Here is a 20,736-nt window from a genome sequence, read left to right on the forward strand (position 1 = left end):
CGGCGGGAGGTGAATTCCGGGCGCTCGATGCGCCTCTGTCCTACGGTTGTAACCGCTCCCCCCACCCCCGGCAATAGGGCGATGCGATAATTGCGGGCATGGACTTCGCCCCCCGCATCGTCGCCTGGCAACGCCAGCATGGCCGCCACGATCTCCCCTGGCAGAACACCCGGGACCCCTACCGCATCTGGCTCTCCGAGATCATGCTGCAGCAGACGCAGGTGGCCACGGTGATCCCCTACTACGAACGTTTCCTGCAGCGTTTCCCCGACGTCGCCGCGCTGGCCGCCGCCGCCCAGGAAGACGTGATGCCCTACTGGGCCGGCCTGGGCTACTACGCCCGCGCCCGCAACCTGCACCGCTGCGCCCAGGAGATCGCGCGCGACTGGAACGGCCGCTTCCCGCCCAGCGCCGAAGCCATCGCCACCCTGCCCGGCATCGGCCGCTCCACCGCCGCCGCCATTGCTGCCTTCGCTTATGGCGAACGCTCGCCGATCCTGGACGGCAACGTCAAGCGCGTCTTCACCCGCCACTTCGGCATCGCCGGCGATCCCGCCAAGCGCGAGGTCGAACAGCGCCTGTGGGCCCTGGCCGACGCCCAGGTCGAGGCCGCCCCCGGCCTGGACATGGCCGCCTACACGCAGGGCCTGATGGACCTGGGCGCTACGCTCTGTACGCGCGGCAAGCCGGCCTGCGACCGCTGCCCGGTCGCCGATACCTGCGTCGCCCGGCGCGAAGGCCGCCAGGCCGAACTGCCCACGCCCAAGGCCCGCAAGGCGATTCCGGAACGCGAGATCGCCATGCTGGTGCTGCAATGGCGCGGCGCCTATCTGCTGCAGCAACGGCCCGAACCCGGCATCTGGGGCGGTCTGTGGAGCCTGCCGGAATTCGACGTGGCCGGCGACCCTGGCGCGGCCTCGCGGGCGCTGGGGCTGGAGCCGGAACGGCACAGCGCCCTGGCGGCGTTCTCGCACACCTTCACGCACTACCGGCTGCATGTACGGCCCTGGTGGGTCGAGGTGCGCGCGGCCAGCCAGGTCGTCGGCCATCCGCCCAGCCGCTGGGTGGCGCCCGACGACCTGGCGGCCACGGCGCTGCCGGCGCCGGTCAAGAAATTGCTGTTGGGACTGGCACAGGCGAACGCGGCGCACGGCACGCTGTTCTGAGCATCGTCCCGCGCCGGGCGGGACTACGGAGCCGCCCGGCGTCCCGGCGCGCCACCTCAGCCCGGCCCGGCCCCGTCCAGCAGCATCACCAGCTTCAGGTCCAGGTGCGTCGCCAGGCGGAAGGTGATCTGCTGAAAGGCCACGCGGCCGCGCCGCGGGTGCGCGAACTCGCGCAGCCCCCCTTCGCGCTCGACCACCGCGTGCCGGTTCCACCAATGGGCAAACACCGCGCTCTGCCGGTTCAGCGTATCGATCAGGGCCAGCACCGCCGGCTCATCCAGATGCGCGCCGGCATCCGCCCGGAACTCGGCCACCACGCGCCGCGCGCGCTGCTCCCAGTCCACCACCAGCGCGCGCGCCGCCGGGTCCAGAAAGATGTAGCGCAGCAGGTTCGGCTCGGGATCGCGCGCCGGCCAATCGTCGAACAGTTCGCGCAGCGGTTCATTGCAGGCCAGCACGTTCCAGGCACGGTCCAGCACGTAAGCCGGCGCGGTAATGGCGTCCACGCATTCGCGCAACGAACCCGGCGCGCCCAGCGCGTCATCGCGCGCATGCTGCGGATCGGCGCAGTCGGCCAGGTCGAACAGATAGGCTCGCTCGGCCCGCGCCAATTGCAGCACCCCCGCGATGCGCGACCACACCGACGGCGATACCGACACCTCGCGGCCCTGCTCGATCCAGGTGTACCAGGTGACGCTGATGCCGCACAGTTGCGCCACCTCTTCGCGCCGCAGTCCCGGCGTGCGGCGGCGCATGCCTTCGGGCAGGCCGGCCATCTGCGGCGTGATGCGCGAGCGGGCGCTGCGCACGAATTCGCCCAGCGCCTGGCGGCGCAGGCGGGAGCCTTCGTGGCCGGCGGCGCCGGCTGGGGGGGAGGCATTCATACCAGGATAAGCAAGGGACTTGTACGTGTATAAGGGTCGCCTATCTTAGCGCCAGAGGCGCCCGGGCGCGCGGCTGGCGACCACGGGGCGGACCGCCCGCCGGGCGCGCGGCGCTCGACAATGCTACGGTCGACCCTGTATAGAAGGGATCGACCCGAAAAGCCGCAATCGACAAACATCGAACCGACGAGAAGGATTCACCGCCATGGCCACCCCCGAGCCCCCCCTGACCTGCCCGACCGTGACCGAAGCCGCGGCACTGCTGCGCGACGGCCGCGTCACCAGCGCGGCCCTCACGCAGGCCTGCCTGGACCGCATCGCGTCGCGCCAGGACCTCAACGCCTTCATCACCGTCGACGCCGACGGCGCGTTGGCGCAGGCACGGGCGGCCGACGCGGCGCGCGCCGCCGGCCGCGCTGCGCGGCCCCTGGAGGGCGTGCCCCTGGCCATCAAGGACAACATCCACGTCGCCGGACTGTCCAATACCGCGGGCACCCCGGCCTTGCGCGACTTCGTCCCCGCCGAGGATGCCCCGGTCGTGCGGCGCCTGCGCGAAGCCGGCGCCGTCATCGTCGGCAAGACCCACATGCACGAACTGGCCTTCGGCGTCTCCGGCTACAACACCGCTTACCCCGGCCCGCGCGGCGCGGGCACGCGCAACGCCTACGACCCGGAACGCATCGCCGGCGGCTCGTCCTCGGGCAGCGGCGCCGCCGTGGGCGCGCGCCTGGTGCCAGCCGCGCTCGGCACCGACACGGGCGCCTCGGTGCGCCTGCCGGCCGCGCTCAATGGCGCCGTCGGCTTCCGGCCGTCGGTGGGCCGCTATGACGGTTCGGGCATCACGCCGATTTCGCATACCCGCGATACGCCCGGGCCCATCGCCAACAGCATGGCCGACATCGCGCTGCTGGATGCCGTGCTGGCCGGCGAGGCCACCCCTCTGCCCCCCCTGCCCGCGGCCGAGCTGCGCCTGGGCCTGCCCGGCTATTTCTGGCAGGACCTGGACCCGCAGGTGGCGGCCACGGCCCAGGCCGCCCTGGAGCGGCTGCGCGCCGCTGGCGTCACCCTCATCCCGCTGGACATGCCCGGCCTGGAAGCCAGCAACGCCGCCACCGGCATGCCGCTGTGCCTGTACGAACAAAAGCCCGATCTCATCGCCTACCTGCAACGCCATGGCGTCGGCGTCAGTTTCGAGGAACTGGTGGCGCAGATCTCCAGCCCGGACGTCAAGGCCATCTTCGACGACATGATCGTGCCAGGCGTGCTGCCCACGCCCTCGGGCGAACGGCTGCCATTGCAGCCCCTGTACGACAGCGCCATCGCGGTGCATCGCGACGCGCTCATCGACGTCTACCGCCATGCCTTCCAGCAGCATGCGCTGCACGGACTGCTGTTCCCCACGGTTCCCGTGACGCCGCCCCTGGCCGGACCGCAGGCCAGCAGCCTGGAATCGTTCATGCGGCTGGCGCGCAACGTCGACCCCGGTAGCAACGCGGGGCTGCCCGGGCTCAGCCTGCCGGCGGGATTGTCGGACGGGGGCCTGCCGGTCGGGCTGGAGGTGGATGGCTTGCCTGGCGCGGACCGCACGATTCTTGCGGTCGGGCTGGCGCTCGAAAGCGTCCTGGGACGCTTGGCGCCGCCGGCGCGGGCTGGCGCGTCGGCGCTGGACTGACGGCGGAACGCCCGGAAAGCCGGCCGCCAACGGCGGCAGGCTAGTCAAGCGACAGCATGGGCGTTTGCGAGACGATGTCCACAAGGTAATCCATGACGACGCGCACCGGCTTCAGGCGGCGAAGGTCGCGATGCACGACCAGCCAGATGTCCCGCGAGAAAGCGTCACCCGGATGCGCCAGCCGCGTCAGGTCGGCATGCGCGTCGCCAATGAAGCAGGGCAGTCCTGCCACGCCCGCTCCCGCGCGGGCCGCGGCCAGATGGCCGCTGATATCGCTCAATTCGCAGACCACCGGCCTGCCGCCCGCGAATTCCAGCAACCAGCTTTGCTGAGGCATGTCGGCCAGGGACTCATCGTAGGCGATGAACGCCCAATCCGCTGGCGCCACCGTGGCGGCGTAGTCGCGCTGCGCATAGAGCGCGAACGGCATGCGCCCGATGCGCCGGATCACGTTGCTGGATTCCTTTGGCCGCACCAGCCGCAAGGCGATGTCCGCCTCGCGCCGGCTCAGCGATACCTGTTGCGCCTGCGCCAGCACCGCGAGCTGGAGCCTGGGGTGGGCCAGCCGCAGAGCCGCCAGATGGCGCGCCAACAAATGCGTCGCCAAGACGGGAGGCGCGCTCAAGGTGACTTTCGCGTCCAGCGGCGCTTGATGGGCACGGGCGCGGCGCGCAATGCCAAAAGCCGCCGTTTCCATCTGCTGCGCCAGTTCCAGGATCTGCCCGCCGCGCGCCGTCAGCCGGCAGGCGCGCGGCAGCCGCTCGACCAGTTGCATCTGCAGTTCGGCTTCCAGCGCGCCCAGGCGGCGGCTGACCGTCGCGTGATCAACGCGCAATGCCCGCGCCGCGCCGGAGAGTGTCCCGGCACGGGCGATCGCCACGAAATAGCGCAGGTTCTCCCAGTCGAACATCTGTGCGTTTTCTCCAGTCTGACTGGCAATTTTATGGAATTTACGCACATATTCATACTGCCTAGCATGGCGTCAGATCAACGTCCCCCGGATTCTCGTCATGCCTTCTCGTCCTCACTCCCCGCGCGGCACGCTGCTGGCCGCGGCCACGGGTTTCGCCCTCGTGCTGCTCGATGTCAGTGTCGTCAATGTCGCCCTGGAAGCCCTGCGCCAGGAGTTTTCAACAGGCATTACCGGATTGCAGTGGGTGGTCAACGCCTACACCCTGGCATTCGCCGCGCTATTGCTGACCAGTGGCGCCCTGGGCGATCGCATCGGCGCGCGCCGCATGTTCTTGTGGGGCCTGACACTGTTCACGCTGTCATCACTGCTGTGCGGCCTGGCGAACAGCCTGGAGTTGCTGATCGCGGCCCGCCTTGCGCAGGGCATCGGCGCCGCGCTGCTGGTGCCCAATTCACTATCGATGCTGCAACGGGCGTTTCAGTCCGCGATTGCGCGCAATCGCGCGGTCGGCTGGTGGGGCGCGGTCGGCGCGCTTGCGCTGGCGGCCGGGCCGGTGCTGGGCGGCGTACTGGTCACGCATCTCGGCTGGCGCGCCATCTTCCTGTTGAATCTGCCGCTCGGCATGATCGGCCTCGTCCTGACGCTGCGCCACGTACCGCGCGATACCGCAGGCGCGCGGCGGGATCTGGATTGGCCGGGCCAGGCGGCCGCCGCGGTGGCGCTCGCGGCGCTCACGGCCAGCCTGATCGAAGCAGGTTCGCGGGGCTGGGGCGATGCGTGGGTCCTGGCCGGCCTCGCAGCCTTCGCGCTGGGACTCGGCGCCTTTCTCTGGATCGAATCGCATGCGCCAACGCCGATGCTGCCACTGGCGTTGTTCCGCGTGCCGATGTTCACGGTTTCATCCGTGTCCGGCATGATGGTGAACTTCGCGTACTACGGCCTGGTGTTCGTGCTGAGTCTGTTCTTCCAGATCCAGCAGCACCTGTCGCCCCAACAGGCGGGATTTGCATTCCTGCCCATGACAGTCGTCCTGATCGGCGCGAATATCGTGGCAGGCCGGCTTATTGCCCGCTTGGGCGCGCGCCGCCTGATGGTGCTGGGGTTGGGGCTCGCGACCGCCGGCTACCTGATGCTGCTGCTGGCCAGCCGCGACGGTCGCTACGCACTGCTTGTCGTGCCGATGCTGATGGCCGGCGGCGGCATCGCGCTGACGATCCCCACCATGACCAATGCCACGCTCTCGTCGGTGGATGTGTCGCGCGCCGGCATTGCCTCGGGCGTACTCAACTCGGCCAGGCAGATTGGCGGCATGCTGGGCGTTGCCGTGTTCGGGTATCTGGTGCGCGACACCGCGCCACGGGCATTCATGCATGGCATGTACGCATCGATGGCGTTGGCGGTCGCCTCTCTGGCCCTTGGGGCGCTCCTGTGCCTGGCGGGCATGCCAGGCGCCCCACGCCGGGAAAGGCCATAAAGGCCAATCCCTCGCCGCCCGGCCTTCAACCCAGGTTCGGCGCCAGCGTGCGCTTCAGATCCTCGATGCTGCGGCCGCTGCGCGCGGCGTAGTCCTGCAACTGGTCTTCGCCGATGATGCCGACGTTGAAGTACTGCGACTGCGGGTGGCTGAAGTAGAAGCCCGACACGCTCGAAGCGGGGAACATGGCATAGCTGTCGGTCAGCATCATGCCGATGTCGGCGCCGTCCAGCACGCGGAACATGTCGGTCTTGACCACGTGTTCCGGGCAGGCCGGATAGCCGGGCGCCGGGCGGATGCCGACGTACTTCTCGGCGATCATGTCGTCGTTGGACAGCGCCTCGTCGGGCGCGTAGCCCCACAGGTCCTGGCGCACGCGGGCGTGCAGGCATTCGGCGAAAGCTTCGGCCAGGCGGTCGGCCAGCGACTTGAGCATGATGCCGGAGTAGTCGTCCAGCGCCTTCTCGAATTCGGCTTCCTTCTTCTCGATGCCCAGACCGGCGGTCACCGCGAACATGCCGATGTAGTCCAGCTTGCCGCTGGACTTGGGCGCGATGAAATCGGCCAGCGACTTGTTGCTGACCCCCTCGCGCTTGGCGCCCTGCTGGCGCAGGTTGCGGTAGGTGAACAGCACCTCGCTGCGGCTCTCGTCCTTGTAGACCTCGATGTCCTCGTCGTTGACGCGGTTGGCCGGATAGAAGCCGACCACGCCATTGGCAGTCAGCCAGCGGCCCTCGACGATGCGCTTCATCATGGCCAGGCCGTCGGCATAGACCTTGCGCGCCTGCTCGCCCACCACCTTGTCGTCCAGGATCGCCGGGAACGGGCCGAACAGGCTCCAGGTCTGGAAGAATGGGCCCCAATCCACGTATTTGGCGATCTCGGCCAGGTCGTAGCTCTTGAAGGTGCGGCGGCCGATGAACTTGGGGCGCGGCGGCGTATAGCGGTCCCAGTCGATCTGCGGGCGCGAGGCGCGCGCCTCGGCCAGCGGCAGGATCGGCGTGGCCTTGCGGTTGGCGTGGCGGCGGCGCACGTCCTCGTATTCCTTGGCCAATTCCGCCAGGTAGGCGTCCGCCTGGTCGGACATGAGGCTGGTGGCCACGCCCACCGAGCGGCTGGCGTCCGGCACGTAGATCACCGGGCCTTCGTAGTTGGGCGCGATCTTCACGGCGGTATGCACGCGGCTGGTGGTGGCGCCGCCGATCATCAGCGGCACCTTGCGGCTGCGGAAATACTCGTCGCGCTGCATTTCCGAGGCGACGTAAGCCATTTCCTCCAGGCTCGGCGTGATCAGGCCCGACAGGCCGACGATGTCGGCATTCTCTTCCTTGGCCTTCTCCAGGATCTGGGCGCAGGGCACCATCACGCCCATGTTCACCACTTCGAAGTTGTTGCACTGCAGGACCACCGACACGATGTTCTTGCCGATGTCGTGCACGTCGCCCTTGACCGTGGCGATGACGATCTTGCCCTTGGCGCGCACGTCGCCGCCAGCCGCCGCGATCTGGCGCTTTTCCTCTTCGATGAAGGGAATCAGGTGGGCCACGGCCTGCTTCATCACGCGCGCCGACTTCACCACCTGCGGCAGGAACATCTTGCCGGCGCCGAACAGGTCGCCGACCACGTTCATGCCGTCCATCAGCGGGCCTTCGATCACCTCGATCGGGCGGCCGCCGCGCGCGGCGATCTTCTGCCGCACCTCTTCGGTGTCCTCGACGATGAAGGCGGTGATGCCGTGCACCAGCGCATGCGACAGGCGCGCCTCGACCTCCGCGTTGCGCCAGGCCAGATCTTCTTCCTTCTTGGCGCCCGAGCCCTTCACCGTGTCGGCGAACTGCACCAGGCGTTCGGTCGGCGTGCGCTCATCGGCCGGATCGGTCTTGCCGACCGGCTCGGCGCGGTCCAGCACCACGTCCTCGACCAGGTCGCGCAGCGTGGGATCGAGGTCGGCGTACACGCCCAGCTGGCCGGCGTTGACGATGCCCATCGTCATGCCTTCCTTGACCGCGTAGTACAGGAACACCGTGTGGATGGCTTCGCGCATCGGCTCGTTGCCGCGGAACGAGAAGCTCACGTTCGACACCCCGCCCGAAATACGGGCATGGGGCAGGTTGTCGCGGATCCAGCGGGTGCCCTCGATGAAATCGACGGCGTAATGGTTGTGCTCGTCGATGCCGGTGGCGACCGCGAACACGTTGGGATCGAAAATGATGTCTTCCGGCGGGAAGCCTTCTTCCTCGACCAGGATCTTGTAGGCGCGGCCGCAGATTTCCTTGCGGCGCTCCAGCGTGTCGGCCTGGCCCAGCTCGTCGAACGCCATCACCACCACCGCCGCGCCATAGCGGCGGCACAGGCGGGCGTGGTGGCGGAACGGCTCCAGGCCTTCCTTCATCGAGATCGAGTTGACCACCGGCTTGCCCTGCACGCACTTCAGGCCGGTTTCGATCACTTCCCATTTGGAACTGTCGATCATCACCGGCACCCGCGCGATGTCGGGCTCGGAGGCGATCAGGTTCAGGAAGCGGTGCATGCACGCCACCGAGTCCAGCATCGCCTCGTCCATGTTGATGTCGATGATCTGCGCGCCGTTCTCGACCTGCTGACGGGCCACGGCCAGCGCCTCGTCGTATTTCTCTTCGCGGATCAGGCGCGCGAACATCTTGCTGCCGGTGACGTTGGTGCGTTCGCCCACGTTCACGAACAGCGTGTCTTCGTCGATGTTCAGCGGCTCCAGGCCCGACAGGCGGGTCTTGACGGGGATCTCCGGCACCACCCGCGGCGTCAGCGCCGTGACCTTGTCGGCGATGGCGCGGATGTGGTCGGGCGTGGTGCCGCAGCAGCCGCCCGACATGTTCACCAGCCCGGCGCGGGCGAATTCCTCCAGCAGCGCCGAGGTGTCGGCCGGCGTCTCGTCGAAGCCGGTTTCGGCCATCGGGTTGGGCAGGCCGGCGTTGGGATAGACGCAGACGTAGGTGTCGCAGATCTTGGACAGCTCGGCCACGTACGGGCGCATCAGCGCCGCGCCCAGCGCGCAGTTCAGGCCGATGGTGACCGGACGCGCGTGGCGCACCGAATTCCAGAAAGCCTCGACCGTCTGGCCCGACAGGATGCGGCCGGAGGCGTCGGTGACGGTGCCCGAGATCATCACCGGCAGGCGCACGCCGCGCTGCTCGAACACTTCCTCGGTGGCGAAGATCGCCGCCTTGGCGTTGAGCGTATCGAAGATGGTTTCGATCAGCACGATGTCGATGCCGCCATCCAGCAGGCCATTGAGCTGCTCGATATAGGCCACCCGCAGCTCGTCGAAGGTGACGTTGCGCGCGCCCGGATCGTTCACGTCGGGCGAGATCGACGCCGTTTTGGGCTGGGGGCCGAGCGCGCCGGCCACGAAGCGCGGCTTGTCCGGCGTGCTGTACTGGTCACAGGCCGCGCGCGCCAGCTGTGCCGACACCAGGTTCAATTCGTAGGCCAGTTCCGGCAGGTCGTAGTCGCCCTGCGCGATCGAGGTGGCGCCGAAGGTGTTGGTTTCGATGACGTCGGCGCCAGCCTCCAGGTACTGGCGGTGGATCTCCGCGATCACGTCCGGCCGCACCAGCGACAGCAATTCGTTGTCGCCCTTCAGGTCCTTGCCGTGGTCGGCGAAACGCTCGCCACGGAAATCGGCCTCGCCCAGCTTGTAGCGCTGGATCATCGTGCCCATGGCGCCATCCAGGATCAGGATGCGCTGGCCGAGCAATCGGGCGAAATCGCCGCCACGGGTAAAGCTCTCGGGCGGATAAGGCAGGCGGGGATACGGCACGTTCGGGTCCGGAAGGAAAGTTTGGGACAGCAGGGACGACGGCGCGAATGTCGCGAAAATGCGATAAACGCCGAAAAATCAACCCCTGATCGTAACAAAACGGACCCTGTTACGGCCCGCGATGATACAGTTTCGGCCCCGAACCGGTGCTTTCGGCGCAACGGGACAGGCAAGAACGCAACACTTGCCGGTCCGCGTGCGAAAGGTAAACGGGAAACAGGAAGACGTCCGCCCCGCCGCCCACCAGGCTGGCATGGCGGGTATCCAGCCTGTGCTGCCCCCGCAACGGTCCCCATGCGCGCGATGCGCCCATGGCAGCCCGATACCGGCCTGTTCGATCGCCAGGACGCCCGTCCGGCACCCGCCCCCTCCCGGGACGCGGCGTGGCCCGGGTTTCCTCCCCATCGTGATTGACCTGCGGGGTCGCGGGTCGCATCGAGGTCCAGTAGATGAAATCCCGCTCCATCCGGCGCTACGCCGGCGCCCTGCTCTGCTCCGCCCCGGCCCTGTCGGCCGCCCAGCAAGCCGCCACCCCCGAACTTGACGCCATCACCGTCACCGCCCAGCGCGTGCCGACCGATGGCCGCACGCTGCCGGTGTCGATCTCGGTCATCACCGCCGAAGACATCGCCGCCAGCAGCGCCCGCACCATGCAGGACCTGCTGTCGACGCAAGCCGGCATCCACCTGATCAACACCACCAGCGCCAGCGACAACGCCATCGTCGACCTGCGCGGCTTCGGCATCACCGGCGCCAGCAACACGCTGATCATGATCGACGGCGTCAAGCAGAACACCAACGACCTGTCGGCCCCGAGCCTGGGCGTGGTGCCGCTGGATCAGGTCGAACGCGTCGAAATCGTGCGCGGCAGCGGCTCGGTGCAATACGGCGGCGGCGCCACCGGCGGCGTGATCAACATCATCACCCGCAAGGATTTCGCCAAGGAACCGGTCACGGCCCGCGCCACCGCCACCTTCGGCAGCTACGGCCTGCGCCAGTACGACGCCGCCGTGGCCCTGAACAACCAGAAAGTGGGCGTGGATGCCTACATGCAATCGCTGCACAGCGACGGCTACCGCGAGCACAGCGGCGAAAGCCGCGAGGGCGGCGGCGGCGGCATCACCTTCCGCCACGACAGCGGCTCGATCCGCCTGTTCGGCAACACCACCACGCAGAAACTGGACCTGCCCGGCCCGCGCCTGATCAACCCGACCACCGGCGAAAACCAGTTCGAAAGCGACCCGCGCGGCGCCAAGAACAAGGTCGACTTCGTCAAGACCACCACCACCACCTTCGGCCTGCAGGTCGAGCAGCAGCTCGGCGTGGGCACGCTGTACGCCGACGCCTCGACCCGCGAGAAGAAGCTCAACGGCCTGTCGTACGACGGTTTCGGTGACACGCTGCGCCAGCAGAAGCTGGAAGAGAACCTGGCCAGCCTGCGCTACCGCCTGCCGATCAACGGCGGCCACAGCGTGGTGTTCGGCGCCGACGCGCAGGAAGCCAAGACCTCCGCCGACCAGAACGCCTACTACGACTTCGCCCCCTCCAAGTGGCAGTCGCGCCAGCACCAGTACGGCCTGTTCGCCGAAGGCCAGATCCGCGCCACCGACAGCACCTACGTCACCCTGGGCGCGCGCCGCCAGTACGCCTCCGACAAGCTCGAAGTGATTTCCGGCTCGGGCGAGGAATCGGACAAGGGCCACCACCTGACCGCCTGGCAACTGGGCGTGCGCCAGGACCTGGCCGCCGGTTTCGGCCTGTACGGCAAGGTCGGCCGCAGCTTCCGCCTGCCCAACGCCGATGAAGCGCTGTCGGTGCAGTCGCCGCTGGCGCCGCAGACGTCCACCGACAAGGAACTGGGCGTGACCTGGGCCTCGGACACCACCAGCGCGCGCCTGTCGTGGTTCCGCTATGACCTGACCAACGAGATCCAGTACAACCCGCTGGCCGACGGCATGTGGGGCCCGGGCACGGGCGCCAACACCAACCTCGATCCGACCCGCCGCCAGGGCATCGAGCTGGAAGGCCACCACAAGCTGACCAGCAGCCTGACGCTGGACGCCAACCTGACCTGGATGGAAGCGCAATTCCGCTCGGGCACCTACGCCGGCGTCGACCTGTCGGGCAAGACCGTGCCGCTGGCGCCCAAGTGGCTGGCCAACGCCGGCGTGACCTGGCGCCCCACCGACGCCTTCCTGTGGAACGTGACGGCGCAGTACGTGGGCAAGTCGCGCATGGACAACGACCAGGCCAACCAGTTCGATACCCAGCTGGACGCCTACGTGCTCTTCAATACCAAGGTGGCCTACAAGTTCACCCGCAACATCGAAGGCGCGTTCGGCATCAACAACATCCTGGACCGCAAGTACGCCACCTACGGCATCCGTGGCGGCGATGCCTCGTTCCAGATGCTGGGCCCGGTTGCCAACTACAACCTGTACCCCGCGCCCGGCCGCAACTTCTACGCGTCCCTCACGGTGCGTTACTGAGCGGCGATCCGATATAGTCGGCGTTGTTCCACGCCGACCTATCGATCCCTCGCATGACCTGCGTCCGCGCCCTTTCGCTCGCCGTCCTGGGGCTGCTGTCCGCCCCGGGCGCGGCGGCGGCCGATACCGCCGCAGGCAGCCCGGCGGCCATCCACGCGCGCGACGATCGCGGCCGCGAGGTCACCTTGGCCGCGCCAGCGCGGCGCGCGGTCACCCTGGCGCCACACGCCACCGAGCTGGTCTACGCGGCCGGCGCCGGCGACTACCTGGTCGCCACCATCCGCGGCAGCGACTATCCGCCCGCCGCCCGCGCCCTGCCCGTCATCGGCGACGGCACCCAGCCCGATCCCGAACGCGTGGCCGCCACCCGGCCCGACCTGGTCATCGCCTGGCAACCGTCCGCCGCCGCGCCGCTGGCGCGCGTGATGGACAAGCTGGGCGTGGCCCTCTACTACAGCGATCCGCAGACGCTGGCGGCCATTCCCGACGCGGTCGAGCGCCTGGGCGTGCTGTTCGGCACCGAGGCGCGGGCCGCCCCCGCCGCCCGGGCCCTGCGCGCGCGCCTGGACGCGCTGGCCGCGCGCTACGCCGGCCGCGCGCCGGTGCGCGTGTTCGTGCAGGCGGGCCTGGCCCCCCTCTACACCCTCAACCACACCAGCATCGTCAGCGACGCGCTGCGCCTGTGCGGCGGCGTCAATGTGTTTGGCGACGCGCCCGTGGTGGCGCCGCAGGTCGGCCTGGAAAGCGTGCTGGCGGCGCGGCCCGACGCGGTGCTGGCCGGCGTCTCCACGCCCGCCGACACCGCCCGCAACCTGGCCGCCTGGCGCGCCATGGGCCTGCCGGCGGCGCAGGCCGGCCACGTCTACGGCATCGATGCCGACGCGCTCTATCGCCCTGGCCCGCGCCTGGTCGACGCGGCCGAGCAGTTGTGCGCGGACCTGGACCGGTTGCGCCAACCCTAGGCGGCCCAGCGCGCGCAGCCCCGCGCAGCCTCGCCACGCCGGCCGCCAGGGATACCCCTGCCGCCGACCCGGTCATTGGCGCGCCCCATGGCTGCGCGCCAAGCGCGATTTCTGGAACGCCGCGGCCCCGCCGCGCGGGCGGGCGCGCCGCCCCGTGCTTTATCATTCGCCTAACCGTGATCAACCCGTTGATCCGCCCGATGATCAGCCAGCCCCGCGGGTCCCGCAGCGCGCGCCCGCCCTTTGACACACCGCCATGACCACTCAAGACACTCTCACCATCGCCGGCCGCGCCTACTCGTCGCGCCTGCTCGTCGGCACCGGCAAGTACAAGGATTTCGAACAGACCCGCGCCGCGCTGGACGCCAGCGGCACGGAGATCGTCACGGTCGCCATCCGCCGCACCAACATCGGCCAGAACCCGGGCGAGCCCAACCTGCTCGACTACGTGCCGATGTCCAAGTTCACGCTGCTGCCCAACACCGCCGGCTGCTACTCGGCCGACGACGCGGTGCGCACGCTGCGCCTGGCGCGCGAACTGCTGGACGGCCACGCCCTGGTCAAGCTGGAAGTGCTGGGCGATCCGCACACGCTGTTCCCCAACATGCCCGAAACCCTCAAGGCCACCAAGACGCTGGTCGATGAGGGCTTCCAGGTCATGGTCTATTGCACCGACGATCCCATCCAGTGCCGCATGCTCGAAGACATGGGCGCCGTGGCCGTGATGCCGCTGGCCTCGCTGATCGGCTCCGGCATGGGCATCCTCAACCCCTGGAACCTGCGCCTGATCATCGACCAGGCCCGCGTGCCGGTGGTGGTGGACGCCGGCGTGGGCACCGCCTCGGACGCCGCCATTGCCATGGAACTGGGCTGCGATGCCGTGCTGATGAACACCGCCATCGCCGCCGCGCGCGACCCGGTGCTGATGGCCAGCGCCATGAAGAAGGGCGTGGAATCCGGCCGCGAGGCTTTCCTGGCCGGCCGCATGCCCAGGAAGCTCTACAGCGGCGCGCCCAGCTCGCCCACCGAGGGCCTGATCACCGCCGCCCCCGGCGCCGCCAAATGAGCAGCCGCCAAGCGGCCGGCGGCGGCCGTCCCATCCCCAACGCGCTCACCATTGCCGGCGTCGACCCGTCCGGCGGCGCCGGCATCCTGGCCGACGTCAAGGCCATGAGCGCCCTGGGCGCCTACGGCTGCGCCGTGATCGCCGCGCTCACCGCCCAGAATACCCAGGGCGTCAGCGGCATCTCGCCGGTGCCGCCGGCCTTCGTCGGCCAGCAGATCGACACCCTGTTCGCCGATGTGCGCATCGATGCCGTCAAGATCGGCATGCTGGGCCAGCAGCCGGTCATCCAGGTGGTGGCCGAAAAACTGGCCAAGTGGACCCCGGCTCACGTGGTGCTGGACCCGGTCATGGTGGCCAAGAGCGGCGACCTGCTGCTGGAGCGCGATGCCGTCGGCGCCATGCGCGAAGCCCTGCTGCCGCAGGCCACGCTGCTGACCCCCAACCTGCCTGAAGCCGGCGTGCTGCTCGAAGAGCGGCCGGTGGAAACGGTCAAGGAGATGCGGCGCGTGGCCGAGCGCCTGCGCAACAAGCTGGCGCACGCGGGCCAGCGCTGGGTCATGGTCAAGGGTGGCCACCTGCCCGGCAACGACACCATCGACCTGCTGCACGACGGCGACCGCATGATCGAGCTGCCCGGCCACCGCATCGAGACCGCCAATACCCACGGCACCGGCTGCACCCTGTCGGCCGCCCTGGCCGCCCTGCTGCCGCAGGTCGAGGATGTGCCCGAGGCCGCCCGCCGCGCCAAGGCCTACCTGACCGAGGCCATCCGCCACGCCGAACGCCTGTCGGTCGGCTCCGGCCACGGGCCGGTGCATCACTTCCACGCCTGGTGGTAAGGTCGGCCGGGGGCATACCGTCCCCGGTTGCCGGCTCCTCGCGCGCCACGCAATGCCCCCTCATCGCGTCCGAAAGCGCCGGGCGGGCGGGCGCTTTGCCCAGGCGATAACCCGCCGGCCCACCCGGCGGCGTCACAGGACGCTACGAATCGGTACAATGGTCGGCTGATTCCTCCGCTTTTTTTCAGACCGTCATGAACGCTTCGACCCTGCCCGACGTAGAACAAGCCCGCTTCAACATGGTGGAACAGCAGATCCGCCCGTGGGACGTCCTGGACGCCAACGTGCTGCAAGCGCTGTTCGATGTGCGCCGCGAACAGTTCGTTCCGCCGGCCCTGCGCGCCCTGGCGTTTTCCGACCTGGAACTGCCGCTGGAAATCAACGCGGTCAACACCCGCCAGAACATGCTGGCGCCCAAGGTCGAGGCCCGCCTGGCCCAGGAACTGCAACTGAGCAAATCCGACTGCGTGCTGGAAATCGGCACCGGCTCGGGCTACCAGGCCGCCTTGCTGGGCTACCTGGCGCAGCAGGTCACCTCGGTCGAGATCGACAGCCGCCTGGTCACGTTCGCGCAGCAGAACCTGCAGATGAACAACGTCACCAACGTCAAGGTCGAGACCGGCGACGGCCGCAACGGCTGGGGTTCCACCGAATACGACGCGATCCTGGTGACAGGCTCCGTGCCGGTCGTGCCGGATGCCCTCAAGTACCAGTTGCGCGTGGGTGGCCGCCTGGTCGTCGTCGTCGGCCAGGCCCCCGTCATGACGGCCTGTCGCATCACCCGCACCACCGCCGCCAGCTTCGAAACCGTCAATCTGTTCGAAACGGTCATCAAGCCCCTGCGCGGCGCCACGGTGTCGCAGTTCAAGTTCTGAATCCCCTGGGCCGGTCCGCCCGGCAACGGGCTCCCGGCCCCGGATTCCCTGGAGCAGCCCCCCTCCTCCTGACACATCATGCGCGTCCGACTGCTTACGGCTTTACTGGTTTTTACCTCCGCCGCAAGTGTCGGTCCGTCCCTCGCGTGCGCGCAGAACCTGCTGCAGGTGTGGCAATCCGCCCTCGGCAATGACCCGATCTACGCCGCGGCGCGCGCCAAATACCGCGCCGGCCTGGAAAAGGAACCGCAGGCGCGCGCCCTGCTGCTGCCCGAAGTCTCGGCCGGCGTCGGTGGCGCTTACCAGGAAACCCGCAGCACCCGCGGCCTGAGCATGGCCTACAGCGGCGGCCGCGGCGTCTGGGACCTGGCGCTGACCCAACCCCTGTTCGACTGGGCCCGCTGGCAGAACTACGAGCAGTCCAAGCTGATCGTGGCCGACGTCGAAGTGCAGTTGCGGCAGGCCTACCAGGACCTGCTGCTGCGCGTGGCCGACGCCTATTTCAATGTGCTGTACGCCCAGGATGCCCTGACCGCGACCGAGGCCGAAAAAGCCGCCGTGGCCGGGCAGCTGGAGTCGGCCAAGCGCAATTTCGAACTCGGCAACGCCACCATCACCGACACCTACGAGGCGCAGGCGCGCTATGACCTGGTGGTGGCGCAGGAGCTGCGGCTGCAGAATGACCTGGACGTGCGCCGCGACGAGCTGGCCCGGATCATCGGCAGCCCGCCCGGGGCGCTGGCCGAGCTGCCGCCCGGCGTGCAACTACCGGCGCCGCAGCCGGCGCGGGTGGCCGACTGGAGCACGCAGGCCGAGTCCTCCAGCCTCGAGGTGCTGCGGGCCCAACTGCTGACCCGCATCGCCGGCCGCGAGATCCAGATCGCCAAGAGCGGCCACTACCCCACGCTGAACCTGCGCGCCACCAGCGGCAGCGCCAGCGACGCCGTGATGCGCAACGCCGCGCCGGGCAAGCCGATCGACAGCACCATCGGCGTGGTGCTGTCGATTCCGCTGTATTCGGGCGGCGGCGTGTCGTCGCAGGTGACGGAAAAAGTGCAGTTGGAACAAAAGGCGCGCCATGATTTCGAGGCCGCGCGGCGCCAGGCGGTGCAGGCCGCGCGCCAGTACTACACCGGCGTCACCAGCGGCCTGGCGCGCATCCAGGCGCTCGAGGCCGGCGAGAAGTCCAGCCGCGCCGCGGTCGAGGCCAACCGCACGGGTTATGAAGTGGGCGTGCGCATCAACCTGGACGTGCTCAACGCCCAGCAGCAGCTCTATGCCACCCAGCGCGACCTGGCGCTGGCGCGCTACAGCACGGTATTGGCGGGGCTGCGCCTGAAGGCCACCAGCGGCATCCTCGGCGAAGCCGACCTGGACGCCATCAACCGCCTGCTGCGCGAGCCGCGCTGAGCGCGGGAGGGCCGCCTCAGGCGCCCTGGATCTTCCTGACCAGCGCCGTGGTGGAGCGCTCGAACTCGAACGGAATCGCCACCGCGCGCCCGCCCCAGGACTTGACCAGGGCCGTCTCGGGCAGTTTCTCCATGTCGTAGTCGCCGCCCTTGACGATCAGGTCAGGCTTGAGCTGGCCGATCAGGGCCTCGGGCGTGTCCTCGTGGAACGACGTGACCACGGTGACGAAGCCCAGCGCCGCCAGCAGCGCGGCGCGGTCCTCCATGCGGTTCAGGGGACGCTCTTCGCCCTTGCCCAGCCGGCGCACCGATTCATCGGTGTTGACCGCCACGACCAGCGTGGCGCCCAACTGGGCGGCCTGGTCCAGGTAGGTGGCGTGCCCGCGATGCAGGATGTCGAAGACGCCATTGGTGAACACCAGCGGCCGCGGATAGCGGCCAGCGGCGACGGCGGCGACGCAGTCGTCGCGGGACAGGACTTTGGATTCGAAACGGGCGGCTGGCATGGCGCGATTGTACGACGGCGGCCGCCCCGGCCGGCCTGTGCGGCCAACCCCGGGGGACAGCGCCGGCTCAGGCGCCGGCCAGCACGATGTCCTTTTCCCGGGGCAACACCAGCGCCGTCATTTCCTTGCGGTAGCGGTTCAAGTCCTTGACCGTCTCGAAGCTGCGGTCCATCAGCTTGGACAGGATGTGCAGGATGCGGGTGGCGACCTTCTGCTCCCAGACGCCGTCAAAGCGGATCTGGCTGTCCAGCCAGTGCTCCAGCCAGCCCGGCTCGGGCAGGCGCGACTGCACCGTATCGTTGGGGAACAGGTCCTTGTTGACGTGCAGGTTGGTCGGGTGCAGCGCCTGCTGGGTGCGGCCGGCCGAGGCCATCAGCACGCCGATCTTGGAGAACGCCAGGCGCGCCTGGACGCTGGTGTCCTCGCCGCGGTTGTGCAGCGCGCGGCGCATGTACTGCAGGTAGGCGCCGGCGTGGCGGGCCTCGTCCTGCGCCACGGTCTTGTAGATGGCCTTGATGACCGGCTCGGTATGCCATTCGGCGGCGCGGCGGTACCAATGGTTCAGGCGCACTTCGCCGCAGAAGTGCAGCATCAGCGTTTCCAGCTCGGGCGCAACGTCGAATTCGAAACGCACGTTGTGCAGCTCTTCTTCGGTGGGCACCAGGTCGGGACGGAAACGGCGCAGGTATTCGATCAGCACCAGGGAATGCTTCTGTTCCTCGAAGAACCACACCGACATGAACGCGCAGAAATCGCTGTCGCCGCGATTGTCGCGCAGGAACATCTCGGTGGCCGGCAGCGCGGCCCATTCGGTGATGGCGTTCATCTTGATCGTTTGCGCCTGCTCGTCCGAGAGCTTGCTGCGATCGAAGTCGCCCCAGGGAATATCGTGCGCCATGTTCCAGCGCACCGCTTCCATGGTCTTGAAGAGTTCAGGATAAAGCATGTTCTGCCCTTGTTTTCGTCCCGCTAGTGGGGCTATGGAAATTGATGAATGGCGCACGCGCTTGCCGGCGTGACGCTGCACAAGCCTCCGCAGCGCTATTTTTCGCCGTCTCCCGCGAAGCTATGATGACCGTTTCATGAATGAAACATGACAGGGGATCGCACCTACATCATCGCGCCGCCTATCGGGTCAAGGCCCACAGCGCCACCCCGATGCCCAGGGCCAGCACGCCAACCAGCGCCGCGATGAGCCGGTTGCCCTGCTCCTGGGCCCGCCGCAGTTGCACCATCTCGGCCAGCAGCGCCGGCGACAGGTTCGGGCGGTTCAGGTGGTCATGGACCAGCCTGGGAAGCGCCGGCAGCATCTGCGACCACTGCGCGGCTTCTTTTTCCAGGCTCTGCCGCAAGCCCTTGATCCCGACACGCTGGCGCATCCAGCGTTCCAGGTAGGGCTTGGCGGTCTTCCAGAGATCCAGGTTGGGGTCGAGCTGCCGCCCCAGGCCTTCGACGTTCAGCAACGTCTTTTGCAGCAGCACCAGCTGCGGCTGGATCTCCACATTGAACCGGCGCGAAGTCTGGAACAGGCGCAGCAGCACCTGGCCCAGCGAAATCTCCGACAACGGCCGGTCAAAATAGGGTTCGCAGACGGCGCGCACCGCGCCCTCCAGCTCTTCCTCGCGCGTGTCGGGCGGCACCCAGCCCGACTCGATATGCAATTGCGCCACGCGGCGGTAGTCGCGGTGGAAGAAGGCCAGGAAGTTCTGCGCCAGGTAGTTCTTGTCGAATTCCGACAGCGAACCGACGATGCCGAAGTCCAGCGCGATGTAGCTGCCCAGCGTCTCGGGCCGGTCGGACACGTAGATATTGCCCGGGTGCATGTCGGCGTGGAAAAAGCCGTCGGTGAACACCTGCGTGAAGAAGATCTCGACGCCGGTGCGCGCCAGGGTCGGGATGTCGATGCCGGCCGCGCGCATGCGCTCGACCTGGCCCACCGGCACGCCATACATGCGTTGCATGGTGAACACGGTGGAGGTGGTGTATTCCCAGATCACCTCGGGCACCATCAGCATGTCGCCGCGGCCCGATTCCGGACCGAAGTTGCGGCGCAGCTGGCTGCAATTGGACGCCTCGCGCACCAGGTCGAGTTCGTCGTGCAGGTATTTGTCGAACTCGGCCACCACCTCGCGTGGCTTGAGACGGCGGCCATCGGCGCCCAGGCGCTCGATGATGCGCGCCACGATCTTGAGCAGCGACAGGTCTTTCTCGATGATGCTGAGCATGCCCGGGCGCAGCACCTTGACCGCCACCTCGCGGCCGTCGTGCAGCACCGCGAAGTGCACCTGGGCGATGGATGCCGACGCCACCGGGTCGACCTCGAACTGCGCGAACAGCTTTTCCGGCGGCGCGCCCAGCGCGGCCTCGATGCAGGCGGCGGCGCGAGCCGATGGGAACGGCGGCACGCGATCCTGCAGCAGCGCCAGTTCATTGGCGATGTCGGCCGGGATCAGGTCGCGGCGGGTCGACAGCACCTGGCCGAACTTGACGAAGATGGGGCCCAGCGATTCCAGCGCCAGCCGCAACCGCAGACCGCGCGGCTGGCGCGGCCGGGTGCCCAGGCGGATGACGCGCAGCAGGCAGGTCGCCAGCGGGTGGTTGAGGCTGGAGAGCACCAGCTCGTCCAGGCCATAGCGCAGCGAAACCAGGATGATGCGGAACAGGCGCAGCAAGGGGAACATG

General features: G+C 68.5%; 15 protein-coding genes. 9 read left to right on the forward strand and 6 right to left on the reverse strand.

All coding sequences use genetic code 11. The features are described 5' to 3' along the window. Positions 1-98 precede the first annotated feature (98 nt). Positions 99-1,166, forward strand: coding sequence for an A/G-specific adenine glycosylase (gene mutY, locus K2W61_RS05760; RefSeq protein ID WP_236755176.1), 1,068 nt, complete (start codon positions 99-101; stop codon positions 1,164-1,166). A gap of 56 nt (positions 1,167-1,222) precedes the next feature. Here mutY and K2W61_RS05765 read toward each other — a convergent pair whose 3' ends face one another. Beyond that, on the reverse strand, positions 1,223-2,050 hold the full coding sequence (locus K2W61_RS05765) for a helix-turn-helix transcriptional regulator (protein ID WP_175134967.1): 828 nt from the start codon (positions 2,048-2,050) through the stop codon (positions 1,223-1,225). Between the two features lie 205 nt (positions 2,051-2,255). Here K2W61_RS05765 and iaaH point away from each other — a divergent pair, with 205 nt between their 5' ends. Continuing rightward, entirely contained in the window at positions 2,256-3,722 is a 1,467-nt protein-coding gene (iaaH, locus tag K2W61_RS05770; protein ID WP_236755177.1) for an indoleacetamide hydrolase, read from the forward strand. A gap of 40 nt (positions 3,723-3,762) precedes the next feature. Here iaaH and K2W61_RS05775 read toward each other — a convergent pair whose 3' ends face one another. Beyond that, entirely contained in the window at positions 3,763-4,632 is an 870-nt protein-coding gene (locus K2W61_RS05775; protein WP_175134965.1) for a LysR family transcriptional regulator, read from the reverse strand. A gap of 100 nt (positions 4,633-4,732) precedes the next feature. Here K2W61_RS05775 and K2W61_RS05780 point away from each other — a divergent pair, with 100 nt between their 5' ends. Further along, positions 4,733-6,109, forward strand: a complete 1,377-nt coding sequence (locus K2W61_RS05780) for an MFS transporter (RefSeq protein ID WP_236755178.1) — start codon at positions 4,733-4,735, stop codon at positions 6,107-6,109. 25 nt (positions 6,110-6,134) lie between these two features. Here the strand turns inward: K2W61_RS05780 and metH are convergent, their stop codons facing one another. After that, positions 6,135-9,908 (reverse strand): methionine synthase, encoded by a 3,774-nt coding sequence (gene metH, locus K2W61_RS05785; protein WP_175134963.1) that lies wholly within the window; start codon positions 9,906-9,908, stop codon positions 6,135-6,137. A gap of 449 nt (positions 9,909-10,357) precedes the next feature. Between metH and K2W61_RS05790 the strand changes: the two genes are divergently transcribed. The 6 genes from K2W61_RS05790 to K2W61_RS05815 all read left to right on the forward strand — a co-directional run bounded on the left by K2W61_RS05790 (position 10,358) and on the right by K2W61_RS05815 (position 17,549). Next, positions 10,358-12,397, forward strand: coding sequence for a TonB-dependent receptor (locus tag K2W61_RS05790; RefSeq protein ID WP_236755179.1), 2,040 nt, complete (start codon positions 10,358-10,360; stop codon positions 12,395-12,397). A 53-nt stretch (positions 12,398-12,450) separates the two neighbouring features. After that, positions 12,451-13,359: a cobalamin-binding protein gene (locus K2W61_RS05795; RefSeq protein WP_236755180.1), complete on the forward strand. Its 909-nt coding sequence runs from the start codon at positions 12,451-12,453 to the stop codon at positions 13,357-13,359. A 256-nt stretch (positions 13,360-13,615) separates the two neighbouring features. Then, positions 13,616-14,425, forward strand: a complete 810-nt coding sequence (locus tag K2W61_RS05800) for a thiazole synthase (protein ID WP_175134960.1) — start codon at positions 13,616-13,618, stop codon at positions 14,423-14,425. After that, the gene (gene thiD / locus K2W61_RS05805) at positions 14,422-15,264 is read left to right on the forward strand and encodes a bifunctional hydroxymethylpyrimidine kinase/phosphomethylpyrimidine kinase (protein WP_175134959.1); all 843 of its coding nucleotides are present in this window, start codon (positions 14,422-14,424) and stop codon (positions 15,262-15,264) included. The genes K2W61_RS05800 and thiD overlap by 4 nt, the downstream gene beginning before the upstream one ends. 194 nt (positions 15,265-15,458) lie before the next feature. Next, positions 15,459-16,139 (forward strand): protein-L-isoaspartate O-methyltransferase family protein, encoded by a 681-nt coding sequence (locus tag K2W61_RS05810; RefSeq protein ID WP_175134958.1) that lies wholly within the window; start codon positions 15,459-15,461, stop codon positions 16,137-16,139. Positions 16,140-16,217: 78 nt separating this feature from the next. Then, entirely contained in the window at positions 16,218-17,549 is a 1,332-nt protein-coding gene (locus K2W61_RS05815; RefSeq protein ID WP_236755181.1) for a TolC family outer membrane protein, read from the forward strand. A gap of 16 nt (positions 17,550-17,565) precedes the next feature. On the opposite strand, the gene rfaE2 is transcribed toward K2W61_RS05815, so the two are convergent. The 3 genes from rfaE2 to ubiB form a co-directional block, all read right to left on the reverse strand. Then, positions 17,566-18,054 carry a D-glycero-beta-D-manno-heptose 1-phosphate adenylyltransferase gene (gene rfaE2 / locus K2W61_RS05820; protein WP_175134957.1) on the reverse strand — a complete coding sequence of 163 codons (489 nt, stop codon included), beginning with the start codon at positions 18,052-18,054 and terminating at the stop codon, positions 17,566-17,568. 67 nt (positions 18,055-18,121) lie between these two features. Then, positions 18,122-19,000 carry a ferritin family protein gene (locus K2W61_RS05825; RefSeq protein ID WP_175134956.1) on the reverse strand — a complete coding sequence of 293 codons (879 nt, stop codon included), beginning with the start codon at positions 18,998-19,000 and terminating at the stop codon, positions 18,122-18,124. Between the two features lie 181 nt (positions 19,001-19,181). Continuing rightward, a complete protein-coding gene (gene ubiB, locus K2W61_RS05830; protein ID WP_175134955.1) occupies positions 19,182-20,735 on the reverse strand; it encodes a ubiquinone biosynthesis regulatory protein kinase UbiB in 1,554 nt (517 codons plus the stop codon). Position 20,736: the final 1 nt, after the last annotated feature.

Source organism: Achromobacter pulmonis (assembly GCF_021733725.1).
Taxonomy (GTDB): Bacteria; Pseudomonadota; Gammaproteobacteria; order Burkholderiales; family Burkholderiaceae_B; genus Achromobacter; species Achromobacter pulmonis.

Excerpts from the sequence above, each read along its gene's own strand:
- mutY (WP_236755176.1), top strand. The coding sequence starts at position 99 with ATGGACTTCGCCCCCCGCATCGTCGCCTGGCAACGCCAGCATGGCCGC.
- K2W61_RS05765 (WP_175134967.1), bottom strand. The coding sequence starts at position 2,050 with ATGAATGCCTCCCCCCCAGCCGGCGCCGCCGGCCACGAAGGCTCCCGC.
- iaaH (WP_236755177.1), top strand. The coding sequence starts at position 2,256 with ATGGCCACCCCCGAGCCCCCCCTGACCTGCCCGACCGTGACCGAAGCC.
- K2W61_RS05775 (WP_175134965.1), bottom strand. The coding sequence starts at position 4,632 with ATGTTCGACTGGGAGAACCTGCGCTATTTCGTGGCGATCGCCCGTGCC.
- K2W61_RS05780 (WP_236755178.1), top strand. The coding sequence starts at position 4,733 with ATGCCTTCTCGTCCTCACTCCCCGCGCGGCACGCTGCTGGCCGCGGCC.
- K2W61_RS05790 (WP_236755179.1), top strand. The coding sequence starts at position 10,358 with ATGAAATCCCGCTCCATCCGGCGCTACGCCGGCGCCCTGCTCTGCTCC.
- K2W61_RS05795 (WP_236755180.1), top strand. The coding sequence starts at position 12,451 with ATGACCTGCGTCCGCGCCCTTTCGCTCGCCGTCCTGGGGCTGCTGTCC.
- K2W61_RS05800 (WP_175134960.1), top strand. The coding sequence starts at position 13,616 with ATGACCACTCAAGACACTCTCACCATCGCCGGCCGCGCCTACTCGTCG.
- thiD (WP_175134959.1), top strand. The coding sequence starts at position 14,422 with ATGAGCAGCCGCCAAGCGGCCGGCGGCGGCCGTCCCATCCCCAACGCG.
- K2W61_RS05810 (WP_175134958.1), top strand. The coding sequence starts at position 15,459 with ATGAACGCTTCGACCCTGCCCGACGTAGAACAAGCCCGCTTCAACATG.
- K2W61_RS05815 (WP_236755181.1), top strand. The coding sequence starts at position 16,218 with ATGCGCGTCCGACTGCTTACGGCTTTACTGGTTTTTACCTCCGCCGCA.
- rfaE2 (WP_175134957.1), bottom strand. The coding sequence starts at position 18,054 with ATGCCAGCCGCCCGTTTCGAATCCAAAGTCCTGTCCCGCGACGACTGC.
- K2W61_RS05825 (WP_175134956.1), bottom strand. The coding sequence starts at position 19,000 with ATGCTTTATCCTGAACTCTTCAAGACCATGGAAGCGGTGCGCTGGAAC.
- ubiB (WP_175134955.1), bottom strand. The coding sequence starts at position 20,735 with ATGTTCCCCTTGCTGCGCCTGTTCCGCATCATCCTGGTTTCGCTGCGC.